This is a genomic window from Klebsiella sp. PK01, from assembly GCF_057624675.1.
The window spans coordinates 133224-146625 of the sequence record NZ_JBYEZM010000007.1; the positions used below are offsets into that span (position 1 = coordinate 133224).

The window sequence follows — 13402 nt, forward strand, 5'->3', positions numbered from 1 at the left end:
ACATGTATCTAAAATATAACTTTAAAGGGTGTGATCATGTTTTGTGTGCAATGTGAACAAACTATCCGTACGCCGGCAGGAAATGGCTGTTCTTACGCGCAGGGTATGTGCGGTAAAACCGCTGAAACCTCCGATTTACAGGATCTGCTGATTGCTTCGCTGCAGGGCCTATCCGCATGGGCCGTTAAGGCACGTGAATACGGCATCATCGATCATGAGGTGGATAATTTCGCCCCGCGGGCGTTCTTCTCTACTCTGACCAACGTGAACTTCGACTCGCCGCGTATCGTCGGCTACGCCCGTCAGGCGATCGCGATGCGCGAGGCGTTGAAAGCACAATGCCTGAATATTGACGCCAACGCCGCCGTCGACAGCCCGGTCGCCGATCTGCAGCTGGTTAGCGATGATCTGGGCGATCTGCAACGTCAGGCGGCGGACTATACGCCAAATAAAGACAAGGCCGCGATCGGTGAAAATATCCTCGGCCTGCGCCTGCTGTGCCTGTACGGCCTGAAAGGCGCTGCGGCCTATATGGAACACGCGCACGTGCTCGGCCAGTACGACAACGACATTTACGCCCAGTACCATAAAATCATGGCGTGGCTGGGGACCTGGCCTGCCGATATGAACGCTCTGCTGGAATGTTCGATGGAAATCGGCCAGATGAACTTCAAAGTGATGAGCATCCTCGACGCCGGTGAAACCACGAAATATGGCCACCCGACGCCGACTCAGGTCAACGTTAAAGCCACCGAAGGTAAGTGCATCCTGATCTCCGGCCACGATCTGAAAGATCTTTATAACCTGCTGGAGCAGACCGAAGGTACCGGCGTTAACGTCTATACCCACGGCGAAATGTTGCCGGCGCACGGTTATCCGGAACTGCGTAAGTTCAAACACCTGATCGGTAACTACGGCAGCGGCTGGCAGAACCAGCAGGTTGAATTCGCCCGCTTCCCGGGCCCCATCGTAATGACCTCCAACTGCATCATCGACCCGACCGTCGGCGCTTACGACGATCGCATCTGGACCCGCAGCATCGTCGGCTGGCCGGGCGTCAACCATCTGGAAGGCGAAGATTTCTCCCCGGTTATCACCCAGGCGCAGCAAATGGCCGGCTTCCCGTATAGCGAAATCCCGCATCTGATCACCGTCGGCTTCGGCCGCCAGACGCTGCTCGGCGCGGCGGATACGCTAATTGATCTGGTCAGCCGTGAAAAACTGCGCCACATCTTCCTCGTCGGCGGCTGCGACGGCGCGCGCGGCGAACGTAACTACTTCACTGATTTCGCCACCAGCGTACCGGACGACTGCCTGATTTTGACTCTCGCATGCGGTAAATACCGCTTCAACAAACTGGATTTCGGCGATATCGAAGGCCTGCCGCGTCTGGTCGACGCCGGTCAGTGTAACGATGCCTACTCGGCGATTATTCTCGCGGTAACGCTGGCGGAAAAACTGGGCTGTGGCGTAAACGATCTGCCGCTATCGTTGGTGCTCTCCTGGTTCGAACAAAAAGCCATCGTCATCCTGCTGACGCTGCTGTCGCTCGGGGTGAAAAACATCGTCACCGGCCCGACCGCGCCAGGCTTCTTCACCCCGGACCTGCTGGCTGTCCTCAACGAGAAGTTCGGTCTGCGTTCCGTCACTACCGTAGAACAAGATATGCAGCAGTTGCTGAGCGCATAAGGAGTCACCGCATGACAATGCCAACTCAACAGTGCCCGTGGCGAATGCAGGTTCATCATATTCAGCAGGAAACGCCGGACGTATGGACGATTTCGTTGCTGTGCCACGACTACTATCCCTATCGCGCCGGGCAGTACGCGCTGGTTAGCGTGCGCCATTCGGCGGATACGCTGCGCGCCTACACGCTCTCCTCAACGCCCGGGGTCAGTGAATACATTACGCTGACCGTTCGTCGTATTGATGATGGCGCAGGCTCACAGTGGTTAACCCGCGACGTAAAACGCGGCGACTATATCTGGCTGTCGGATGCGATGGGCGAATTTACCTGTGAAGATAAAACAAGCGATCGTTTTCTGATGCTGGCCGCCGGCTGCGGCGTGACGCCGATTATGTCGATGCGCCGCTGGTTGGCGAAGTACCGCCCGCAGGCGGATGTGCAGGTTATCTTTAACGTGCGTTCGCCGAAGGATGTGATTTTTGCCGAAGAGTGGCGTCAATACCCGGTCACGCTGGTGGCGGAAAACGACGCGACGCCGGACTTTATCGCCGGGCGCCTCACCCGCGAGCTGTTGCAAAGCGTGCCGGATTTAGCCAGCCGTACCGTGATGACCTGCGGCCCGGCGCCTTATATGGAGATGGTGGAACAGGAAGTGAGGGCGCTTGGCGTGACGCATTTCTTTAAAGAGAAGTTCTTTACCCCGGTGGCGGAAGCCGCTACCGACGGATTGAAATTCACTAAGCTGCAGCCGGCGAAAACGTTCTACGCACCGGTCGGCACCACGTTGCTGGAAGCGCTGGAAAGCAATAAGGTACCGGTGACCGTCGCCTGCCGCGCTGGCGTCTGCGGCTGCTGCAAAACCAAAGTGGTCGCCGGCGAATACAGCGTTACCAGCACCATGACGCTGACCGATGCGGAAATCGCCGATGGCTACGTGCTGGCCTGTTCCTGCCACCCGCAGAGCGATCTGGTTCTCGCCTGAGGTCAAAATCCCCGGTGGAGCTAGCGCTTACCGGGGCTACAGGGCCGTAGATACTGTTATCGGTTTGCAACGGTTTTGGTCGGGGAAAACATGTGCTTAGTGCTAATTCTGAGCACATTGCGCTCCGATATTTCTTCTGCGTTATGCCCCTCATGGCGCAGGGAGCGTACAGGGGGCGGCCAGTCGCCGCCGCCCCCTGTACCCCCGGGCTCTGGCCGCCAAAATCGCCACTTCGTGGTACCTTCGACTTATCCCTGCAGGCTTCGGGTCGGGCCGAGGCAGCGTCCTTGCAAAACACGGCCCTCAGCCCGCATCCATGCGGGCTGCCCCGGCCTTCCGGGAACGTCTCAGCAATTTTGAGGCCGCCAACACCGACAGTTTCAGCCAGCATGGTGAATAAATTAAAGGCAGGCCGCACTGTTATCGGTTTGCAACTTTTTTAAGGGTTTTCCCGGACGCGGCGCGTTGCGCCTTCTCCGGGCTACCAAATCGCATCGTGCTGTAGCCCCGGTAAGCGGTAGCGCCACCGGGGGATTTTGAGATCACCAGCACCAATAGTGTCAGCCAGCGTGGTGAATAAATTAAAGGCAGGCCGCACGGACCGTAGGCCGGATGGCGGCATTAATGCCGCCATCCGGCACTTTTTTACCGCCAGGCCGACTGACCGGCCAACGAATAACGCCCAGCCCCTAATAGCGCAATCGCCAACGCGCCGATAAAGAAATAGACCAGGCTTTCAATCGCCCATGCGCCGACGGCATCCAGCGCGAAAGTTTTACCCGTCCCAACCATCAACCAGGCGACCGCCATGGTGAACGCCAACATCAGCGCCGCCGGGCGCGTCAAGACGCCAAGAATAAGTAAACAAGGCGCGACGACTTCCCCCACCAGCACGCCGTAGGCAATGAACCCCGGTAGCCCTTTCGCGACCAGCATCCCGCTGATGCCATCCACGCCGTCGATTAGCTTATGCAGACCGTGAAACAACATTAAGCCGCCAACGGCAAGTCGTAACAAGAGTTTACCGGCATCTTCATGCGATAGCGTTTTATTTACTGTGTTTAACAATCCCTTAACCATTTGATGTGCTTCCTGTTTTACACCCTATGTGTTCCCAGAGTATGCGCAATATTCCGCCAATAAAACCAGCGAAAAATAAGGGGCAATCGGCAACGCGACCTGTAGTTTCATCTAAGCTTGATAGCGTTATCACAAAAAGGAGATGGAAAACCATGAAACAGACCGTGGCGTCATATATTGCAAAAACCCTTGAACAAGCTGGCGTTAAACGTATTTGGGGCGTAACCGGGGATTCCCTCAACGGCTTGAGCGACAGTTTAAACCGCATGGGGACCATCGAATGGATGCCGACCCGGCATGAAGAGGTTGCCGCCTTTGCCGCCGGTGCCGAAGCCCAACTCACCGGCGAGCTGGCGGTGTGCGCCGGTTCCTGCGGGCCGGGCAACCTTCATCTGATTAACGGTTTGTTCGATTGCCATCGCAACCACGTACCGGTGCTGGCCATCGCCGCCCATATTCCCTCGAGCGAAATCGGCAGCGGTTATTTCCAGGAAACCCATCCACAAGAGCTGTTCCGCGAATGCAGCCACTACTGCGAGCTGGTCTCCACTCCGGAGCAAATTCCGCAGGTGTTGGCTATCGCCATGCGTAAGGCGGTCATTAACCGCGGCGTTTCGGTAGTTGTGTTGCCCGGCGACGTAGCGCTGAAACCGGCTCCGGAAAGCGCCAGCAGCCACTGGTATCATGCGCCGCAGCCCACGGTCACCCCGGCGGACGAAGAGTTGCACAAGCTGGCGCAGCTTATCCGTTACTCGAGTAATATTGCCCTGATGTGCGGCAGCGGCTGCGCCGGCGCGCACCAGGAGCTGGTGGAGTTTGCGGCGAAAATTAAGGCCCCTATCGTCCATGCTCTGCGCGGTAAAGAGCACGTCGAATACGATAATCCTTACGATGTTGGCATGACCGGGCTTATCGGCTTCTCTTCCGGTTTCCATACCATGATGAACGCCGACACGCTGATCCTGCTCGGCACCCAGTTCCCCTATCGCGCGTTCTATCCCACCGACGCCAAAATTATCCAGATCGACATCAACCCCGGTAGCATCGGCGCGCACAGTAAGGTGGATATGGCGCTGGTGGGCGATATCAAATCGACCCTGAAAGCGCTGCTGCCGCTGCTGGAAGAGAAAACCGATCGCCGCTTCCTCGATAAAGCGCTGGAGGACTATCGCGAAGCGCGTAAAGGGCTTGACGATCTCGCCAAACCCAGCGAGAAAGCGCTCCATCCCCAGTATCTGGCGCAGCAGATAAGCCGCTTTGCCGACGACGACGCGATCTTTACCTGCGACGTCGGTACCCCTACCGTCTGGGCGGCGCGCTATCTGAAAATGAACGGCAAACGCCGCCTGCTGGGTTCGTTTAACCACGGCTCGATGGCCAACGCCATGCCGCAGGCTATTGGCGCCAAGGCGACCGCGCCGCATCGCCAGGTCATCGCGATGTGCGGTGATGGCGGCTTCAGCATGCTGATGGGTGACTTTTTATCGCTGGCGCAGATGAAGCTGCCGGTAAAAATCGTCATTTTTAATAACAGCATTCTCGGCTTCGTGGCGATGGAGATGAAAGCCGGCGGCTATCTGACCGATGGAACCGAACTGCACGACACCAACTTCGCCCGCATTGCCGAAGCCTGCGGGATCAAAGGGATACGCGTCGAGAAAGCCTCTGAGGTTGATGAGGCGCTGCAGACCGCCTTTAGCACCGACGGTCCGGTATTAGTCGATGTAGTTGTCGCTAAGGAAGAGCTTGCTATCCCGCCGCAAATTAAGCTGGAGCAGGCTAAAGGCTTTAGCCTGTATATGCTGCGCGCGATCATCAGCGGACGCGGAGACGAAGTCATTGAACTAGCGAAAACCAACTGGCTCAGGTAAAACAATGCTATCACCCTGAATCAGAACAAGGATATGCCGTGATAGATCTTCGCAGTGATACCGTAACCCGCCCCGGGCGCGCCATGCTGGAGGCCATGATGGCCGCCCCTGTCGGGGACGATGTGTATGGCGACGACCCGACCGTCAATGAACTCCAGCGCTATGCCGCTGAGCTCGCAGGTAAAGAGGCGGCGCTGTTTCTGCCTACCGGCACCCAGGCCAACCTCGTTGGCCTGCTTAGCCACTGTCAGCGCGGCGAAGAGTACATCGTCGGCCAGGGCGCGCATAACTATCTGTATGAAGCCGGCGGTGCTGCGGTGCTGGGCAGCATTCAGCCGCAGCCGATCGATGCCGCGGCGGACGGTTCGCTGCCGCTGGATAAAGTCGCGGCCAAAATTAAGCCCGACGATATCCATTTCGCCCCCACCCGCCTGTTAAGCCTGGAGAACACGCACAACGGTAAGGTGCTGCCACGTGGCTATCTGCAAGAGGCATGGGCGTTCACCCGCCAGCGCAATCTGGCGCTACACGTCGATGGGGCGCGTATCTTCAACGCCGTTGTAGAGTACGGCTGCGAGCTGCGCGATATCGCGCAGTACTGCGATTCGTTCACCATTTGCCTGTCAAAAGGGCTCGGTACGCCGGTCGGTTCTCTGCTGCTGGGCAACGAAGCGTACATCCGCCGCGCCATTCGCTGGCGTAAAATGGTCGGCGGCGGGATGCGTCAGGCAGGCATTCTGGCCGCCGCCGGTCTGTATGCTCTGCAGAATAACGTTTCCCGTCTGCAGGAGGATCACGACAACGCCGCGTGGATGGCGGAACAGCTTCGCGCCGTCGGCGCTGACGTGATGCGCCACGACACCAACATGCTGTTCGTGCGCGTCGGTGAGGAGCAGGCTCGGGCGCTCGGCGAATTCCTGCAGGCCCGCGACGTGTTGATCAACGCCTCGCCTGTCGTGCGTCTGGTCATGCATCTCGATGTTAACCGCCAGCAGTTGACGGAAGTGGTCGGTCACTGGCAAGCCTTTTTACAACGCTAAGGAGTCAGGCGTGTCGCAATCTATTCTGGTGCTTGGCGCCAGCGGCTATATTGGCCAGCATCTGGTGCGCGAATTAAGCGCGCGAGATTATCCGGTGTTGGCGGCGGCACGCCATATCGACAGGCTGCAGAAGCTCGATCTTCCCGGCGTCACCTGCCACGCTATCGACCTCAATCAGCCGCAGGATCTCCCTGCTCTGCTTCGCGGGGTCGATACCCTTTACTACCTGGTGCATGGCATGGGCGAAGGCGGTGATTTCATCGCTCATGAACGCCGGGTCGCCGTTAACGTGCGCGATGCTTTGCGTCAGACGCCGGTGCGCCAGGTGATATTTCTCAGCTCGCTGCAGGCTCCGGCGCAGGAGCAGTCCGACCATCTGCGCGCCCGCCAGGTGACGGCCGATGTTCTACGCGAGTCAGGGATCCCCGTCACCGAGTTACGGGCGGGTATCATCGTCGGCGCCGGATCCGCCGCTTTTGAAGTGATGCGCGACATGGTTTACAACCTGCCGGTGCTGACGCCGCCGCGCTGGGTTCGATCGCGCACCACGCCCATCGCGCTGGAAAACCTGCTCTACTATCTGGTGGAGTTACTCAACCATCCGGCCCGTGAACACCGCGTTTTCGAGGCCGCCGGACCGGATGTTCTCAGCTATCAGCAGCAGTTCACCCATTTTATGGCGGTCAGCGGTAAGCATCGCCTGTTGATCCCTATCCCCTTTCCGACCCGCTGGATTTCGGTGTGGTTCCTCAACGTTATCACCTCGGTGCCCCCCACCATCGCTAAAGCGCTGATTCAGGGGCTCAAGCACGATCTGATCGCCGACGATCGTTCGCTACGCGCGCTGATCCCGCAAACCTTGATTCCCTTCGATCAGGCGGTGCGTCGTACCCTGAAAGAGGAAGAACAGCTGGTGAACTCCAGCGATTGGGGCTACGACGCTCAGGCTTTCGCCCGCTGGCGGCCGGAGTATGGCTACTACCCCAAGCAGGCAGGCTGCACCGTTAGCACCCGGGCGAGCCGTAAGGCGCTGTGGCGAGTGGTGAACCAAATCGGCGGCAAAGAGGGGTACTTCTTCGGCAATATCCTGTGGAAAATCCGCGGCGCTATGGACCTGTTGGTCGGCCACCGCCTGGCCAAAGGGCGACCGCGGCATGACTATCTGCAAACCGGCGATACGGTCGACAGTTGGAAAGTGATTATTGTGGAAGAAGAACAACAGTTAACCCTATTGTTTGGCATGAAAGCTCCCGGTCTTGGTCGTTTAAGCTTTACCATTCGCGATAAAGGCGACCATCGCGAGCTCGACGTTCGCGCCTGGTGGCATCCACACGGCATGCCCGGCCTGTTCTACTGGCTGCTGATGATCCCGGCGCATCTGTTTATTTTTCGCGGCATGGCGCGACGCATCGCCCGCCAGGCCGAGCAAATCACAAGCAAAAACGAAGATTAAGCGTTATTCTTTCATGATTCTCATTGCATACTCGGGAGAATCACGGAAAAATGCGCACGAAATTCTTTTCTGGGACAGTAGATTGATATGAAGGTACTGGTTACCGGTGCGACCAGCGGATTAGGCCGTAATGCGGTGGAATATCTGCGCAACAAGGGCATCAGCGTGCGAGCGACCGGGCGCAACGAAGCGATGGGTAAGCTTCTGAGCAAAATGGGCGCGGAGTTTATTCCCGCTGATCTAACCGAACTGGTCTCTTCGCAGGCTAAAGTGATGCTCGCCGGTATCGATACGCTATGGCACTGTTCCAGCTTTACCTCGCCGTGGGGAACCCAGCAAGCCTTCGATTTAGCCAACGTTCGCGCAACGCGCCGCCTTGGCGAATGGTCCGTGGCCTGGGGCGTACGCAATTTCGTCCATATTTCATCGCCTTCGCTCTATTTCGATTATCACCACCATCGCGATATTCAGGAAGATTTCCGCCCGCACCGCTTCGCCAATGAATTCGCCCGCAGCAAGGCGGCCAGCGAAGAGGTTATCAATCTGTTGGCGCAGGCGAACCCGCATACCCGCTTTACGATATTGCGCCCGCAAAGCCTGTTCGGGCCGCATGATAAGGTCTTTATTCCGCGAATGGTGCAGATGATGCGCCACTACGGCAGCGTGCTCCTGCCGCGCGGCGGTAACGCGCTGGTGGATATGACCTACTACGAAAATGCGGTGCATGCGATGTGGCTGGCCAGTCAGCCGCAGTGCGACCACTTACCTTCCGCGCGGGCGTGGAATATCAGCAACGGCGAGCCGCGGACGCTGCGAAGCATTGTGCAGAAGCTTATTGACGAGCTGGGCATCAAGTGCCGAATCCGTTCGGTGCCCTATCCGATGCTGGATATTATCGCCCGTAGCATGGAGCATTTCGGTAATAAATCGGCAAAAGAACCGGCCTTCACCCATTACGGCGTCTCAAAGCTCAATTTCGACTTTACCCTCGATATCTCCCGCGCCCAGCAGGAACTTGGCTATCAGCCGATCGTTACCCTGGATGAGGGCGTTTCGCGCACCGCAGCGTGGTTAAAAGACCACGGTAAACTGCACGATTAAAACCGTCGATTACGGCAGCAAACCATCCTGTTTGCTGCCAAATGTTCACCCCTGCCCATATTTTTCCAGCAACGCCTCGGCGATGGCCTGCGTTTGCGCATCGGCCACGCCGTCCCAGCGTGATGGCCTGAAGTGCATCTGGAAAGCCATGATCACCCGTTTTTGCTGCGCCGGGGTCATCTCCGGAGTGACCTGATAGCCGTAGCGCGACAGCAGGTCTAACAATTCGCCGCGATCGACCGGCTGCCAGCTCGGGCGCCCTTGCAGATAAAAGGCGACACGCGCATCATCGGGCCAGGCACCAATCCCCTGCTGCGCCAGCGCTCGCCACGGGAACAGCGGGCCGGGGTCGTCCTTACGCTGCGGCGCGATATCGGCATGGGCGACGACGTTCTGCGGCTGAATGTGATAGCGGGCGATGATATCTTTCGCCAGCGGGATAAGCGCTGCAATTTGCGCTGGATTAAATGGGGTAAAACTTTTTATATCGCCGTTTTTTTGCCAGCCGCGATTTTCCAGCTCAATACCAATCGACGTATCGTTGATCCGCGTGCTGCCGCGCCAGAAGCTGATGCCGGCGTGCCAGGCTAAATCTTCCTCCGGCACCAGTTGCCAGATACGCGGTTTACCGTGGCGCAGCGGCGGCTGCTCGGGAATTAAATAGTGCGAACTGACCTCTTTATCGGTCAGGGTCGCCAACGAGACATCAAAGTTATCGGCGGTATAGTGAATGACCAGGACCTTAATACGAGGATAAGCCGCCTGCGCCGGATGACGGGTATCCAGCTGATAACCCTGTTTGTCGACAATGCCCTGCTCCTGCGCACAGCCTGCCAGCAGCAACGCGGCAAGCGCAAGCTGGATAATGCGCTTTCCTAATAAGACCATCGATTACGCCCTTCTTGCTTAGCATTATACAGCGCCGCATCCGCCTGCGCGATCAACTCTGAAGGCGGGGTGCCTCCCTCTGAAGCGACAATCCCCATACTGACCGTCACCAGCGGCCCAACATCGGATTTGGCATGCGGCAGCGCCGCTTCGCGAATTTTCTGTTGGATCCGCTGCGCCACCGCCGTAGCGCTATCTAATGATTGCAGCGGCAGGACAATCACAAACTCCTCGCCGCCATAGCGCGCCACCATATCATCCTGCGCGCGCACCGACATCTTCAGCACTGAGGCGATGCAGGAGAGGCAGTAATCACCGGCCTGGTGACCGTAGTGGTCGTTATAACGTTTAAAAAAGTCGACATCGAGAATGATCAGCGCCAGCGGCTCTTTCCGTTCCCAGGCCTGAGCCAAAAAATTGTCCAGCGCCCGACGGTTAGCCGTCGCCGTCAACGCATCCTGATTAGCCATGTTTTCCAGCCGGTTAATCAGTTGCATATTCTCCTGATGGGTATTCCAGGCTTCATCATACCAGCGCTGTAATATCTGACGGCCGTATACCATAATAGCGGTACAAATTACCCAAAGAATTAAAAAACGTAAATCGACGCCGTGATGTATTTGCACCCCAGCGAGTAATGAAGTACCCCATAAAGGAACAAGGTAAGCTACAAGGCCCACCGGGAAATAATAGAGCGCGGCAAGACCGGTGGTCATTAAAATAACCAGCAGCGGCCAGGCGAACGGTAGCGACCATAAAATGATGAAACAGTAACTACTCATCGCCCAACATAAGCTGAGGATCAATAAGATAGCAGAAATCACTTTAGTGGCATAAATACCACTTAATATTCGCCCGGAGATAACCATCACGCAAAGCGCCAGCGAGAAAACGATAATGACCCCAAGCGCCATCTCCAGATAAGGGATAATATCTGGATTAGTCAATCTTTGATGATTGAACTCGGTGAACAGAACGTTGCGGAAGATGACCATCAAGGCAAAGGCAATATTGACGAACGCCAGCCACGGCATGCTGCGCGACAGCGCGTGTTTTTGCACATTTTCGCGACTGGCCCACAGCATCGTTCGATTTTCGCGCGGATCCAGCCGTTGTTCTGTCGGCATAGCTACTCCTTTTTCAGCATCTGGACAATGCGTTAAGCTGCCCGCGGTAACTTTTCTATATGATAAACCATCAATCCGGGAATGTCTGTTGCCGGCCGCTTCAGCCACTCGCCGCTTAACGTCATTTTCAGCTAACGACAGATGAAAAAGATCTTACGCCCCGATACAGTCTATTGCGCAATAAAAAGCAAGCGTTATCAATGAGAACCACGTCATCTTTTCTTTAAAAAATCGTTAATTAAAGGTCATAAAAATGCAGCATTTCGCTTGAAAAAAAGACGGGCTTGATTCAATCTGATGGCGCTCATTGGTTAGTTAAAACAAGGGCATGATGATAGCAAGATAAACAATGGAGATTAATAATATGAAATATGCAGCTTTAGTGGCAGGTGCAGCATTGTTTTTAACCGCGAACGCATTTTCTGCAGAAATTCTGAGCAAAGAAGATTTCGCTAAAGTACAGGGTCAATACCACAAAATTGGTACCATCTCCTCTACCGGTCAAACTGCGCCAAGCGATGCGCGCGAAGAACTGATCAAAAAAGCCGATGAAAAAGGCGCTGACGTTGTAGTTCTCTCTTCCGGCAATACCGACAAGAAACTGCACGTATCCGCGAATATCTATAAGAAGAAATAATTAGTTTTTCGCATTATAAGAGCATTATCATCTGAGGATGATAATGCTTCTTTTTAATTTTCCTGCGAACATTTATTTTTATACGCCTTTCTCATTTACCATCCGCGACTAGTCATATCAAATATGCGCCTTCATCAGGATGCTAATCCGGATAACGTCTAAAATAGTTAATCCACTCCGTTATCGGACTCGCAATATATCCCCCTGGACTATCAGTATAAATTCGACGCCAAAAAGAGATGTCCTCTATACTTTTGGGCATAAGAAGATGCTCGCGTTTAAATTACCGCAGGTGGCAAATGAAAAAAATCGCATTTCTTATTTCTGGGTTGCTCTGCTCTGGCTTTACCCATGCCAGCGCGCTCTATTTTTATGAAATCGGCACCGAAGACGTCGGCCTGGCAGGCGCAGGCCAGGCCGCCCGCGCGCAGGATGCCTCCACCATCGTCACCAATCCTGCCGGCATGACCCGGTTGCCTGACCATATGTTTACCGGCGGCGCGCAACTGATGGGCGGCGATATCTCCTATCAGATGAATAATGACCACGGCGGCAATAGCCCTGGAAACGTGATGAATCTGTTTCCTAACGCCAGCGGCTTTTATGCGCAGAAGATTAATGATGAGGTGTATGCCGGGATCGGCCTGTACGGCAACTACGGTTTAGGCATCGATTTTGGCAACTGGGCCGGCGATCGTCTTATCAAGAAAAGCACCATGGTGGCGATGACGCTGAGCCCGTCGCTGGCGTGGAAACTTAACGATCGTCTCTCTGTCGGCGCCTCCGCCAACCTGAACTATGGTTATTTATCGCTGACGCGTAACGTCGACGGTAATGACGAGAAAGATAAAGACCATGACTGGGCGATGAGCTACCGTCTGGGTCTGCTGATGCAGTTAACCGAACAGACCCGCGCTGGCATCACCTGGAACAGTAAAACCGATTATGACTTTAACGTTAAGGGGAAAGCGCGTTTCCCCAATTTACCGAACGTTTCGTATGATTTGCCTATCTCCGCCCAGGTCCGCGCGCCGCAGCAGATCATGCTCAGCCTGGTGCATGACATCAATAAACAGTGGTCGGTGATGGGCGATCTCGGCTGGCAGGACTGGAGCCAGTTCGGCAGCCCGCAAATCACCGTTGCCGGTCACGAAAGTAGTAAAAATAACCGCCTGAAGGACTCCTGGCATACCGCCGTCGGCGTACAGTACCGGCCGACCGAGCAGTGGCGTCTGAACGCCGGTGTCGGTTTCGACAGTACGGTTTATGATTCGCAAAGCGACACGGCGCTTTCCCTGCCAACCGGCGATGAATGGCGCTTCGCCACCGGCGCGCAATACCAGATAACCCCCGCCAGCAATATCGGCGTCGCGGTCTCTTATCTGCACATGCAATCTTCCCACGTAAAATCACCGGAACTCATCGCCGGCAGCTACGATCACCCTTACCTGTGGTTCGCCAGCGTCAACTATAGTTATCAGTTCTGATGCGCCGGCTGCCTGCGCAAACAGCGCGGGCAGCCGATGGTCGTTGTCA

General features: G+C 55.9%; 11 protein-coding genes. 8 read left to right on the forward strand and 3 right to left on the reverse strand.

Annotation, left to right across the window (positions count from 1 at the left end):
* Window positions 1–36 precede the first annotated feature (36 nt).
* Both hcp and hcr read left to right on the forward strand, forming a co-directional pair.
* Window positions 37–1689, forward strand: coding sequence for a hydroxylamine reductase (gene hcp / locus AC22LX_RS20880; protein WP_045396269.1), 1653 nt, complete (start codon window positions 37–39; stop codon window positions 1687–1689).
* A gap of 11 nt (window positions 1690–1700) precedes the next feature.
* Entirely contained in the window at window positions 1701–2669 is a 969-nt protein-coding gene (gene hcr / locus AC22LX_RS20885) for an NADH oxidoreductase (RefSeq protein ID WP_063447685.1), read from the forward strand.
* Between the two features lie 645 nt (window positions 2670–3314).
* Here hcr and AC22LX_RS20890 read toward each other — a convergent pair.
* Window positions 3315–3749, reverse strand: a complete 435-nt coding sequence (locus AC22LX_RS20890) for a DoxX family protein (protein WP_289577042.1) — start codon at window positions 3747–3749, stop codon at window positions 3315–3317.
* Window positions 3750–3901: 152 nt separating this feature from the next.
* Here AC22LX_RS20890 and poxB point away from each other — a divergent pair, with 152 nt between their 5' ends.
* From poxB to AC22LX_RS20910, 4 genes are all read left to right on the forward strand, one after another.
* A complete protein-coding gene (poxB, locus tag AC22LX_RS20895; RefSeq protein WP_045396281.1) occupies window positions 3902–5620 on the forward strand; it encodes a ubiquinone-dependent pyruvate dehydrogenase in 1719 nt (572 codons plus the stop codon).
* 38 nt (window positions 5621–5658) lie between these two features.
* Entirely contained in the window at window positions 5659–6660 is a 1002-nt protein-coding gene (gene ltaE, locus AC22LX_RS20900; protein ID WP_049060066.1) for a low-specificity L-threonine aldolase, read from the forward strand.
* Between the two features lie 10 nt (window positions 6661–6670).
* Window positions 6671–8113, forward strand: coding sequence for an SDR family oxidoreductase (locus AC22LX_RS20905; protein WP_487334189.1), 1443 nt, complete (start codon window positions 6671–6673; stop codon window positions 8111–8113).
* A gap of 87 nt (window positions 8114–8200) precedes the next feature.
* Window positions 8201–9214, forward strand: a complete 1014-nt coding sequence (locus AC22LX_RS20910; RefSeq protein WP_045396289.1) for an NAD-dependent epimerase/dehydratase family protein — start codon at window positions 8201–8203, stop codon at window positions 9212–9214.
* A gap of 45 nt (window positions 9215–9259) precedes the next feature.
* Here the strand turns inward: AC22LX_RS20910 and AC22LX_RS20915 are convergent, their stop codons facing one another.
* Both AC22LX_RS20915 and AC22LX_RS20920 read right to left on the reverse strand, forming a co-directional pair.
* Window positions 9260–10102, reverse strand: a complete 843-nt coding sequence (locus AC22LX_RS20915) for an N-acetylmuramoyl-L-alanine amidase (protein WP_045396293.1) — start codon at window positions 10100–10102, stop codon at window positions 9260–9262.
* The gene (locus AC22LX_RS20920) at window positions 10090–11229 is read right to left on the reverse strand and encodes a membrane-associated sensor domain-containing protein (protein ID WP_487334190.1); all 1140 of its coding nucleotides are present in this window, start codon (window positions 11227–11229) and stop codon (window positions 10090–10092) included. Before AC22LX_RS20920 ends, AC22LX_RS20915 begins: the two co-directional genes overlap by 13 nt.
* 364 nt (window positions 11230–11593) lie before the next feature.
* Here AC22LX_RS20920 and yahO point away from each other — a divergent pair, with 364 nt between their 5' ends.
* Both yahO and AC22LX_RS20930 read left to right on the forward strand, forming a co-directional pair.
* Window positions 11594–11866 (forward strand): DUF1471 family periplasmic protein YahO, encoded by a 273-nt coding sequence (yahO, locus tag AC22LX_RS20925; RefSeq protein ID WP_045396302.1) that lies wholly within the window; start codon window positions 11594–11596, stop codon window positions 11864–11866.
* Between the two features lie 299 nt (window positions 11867–12165).
* Window positions 12166–13353 (forward strand): OmpP1/FadL family transporter, encoded by a 1188-nt coding sequence (locus AC22LX_RS20930; protein ID WP_045396305.1) that lies wholly within the window; start codon window positions 12166–12168, stop codon window positions 13351–13353.
* The last annotated feature ends 49 nt before the right edge of the window (window positions 13354–13402 follow it).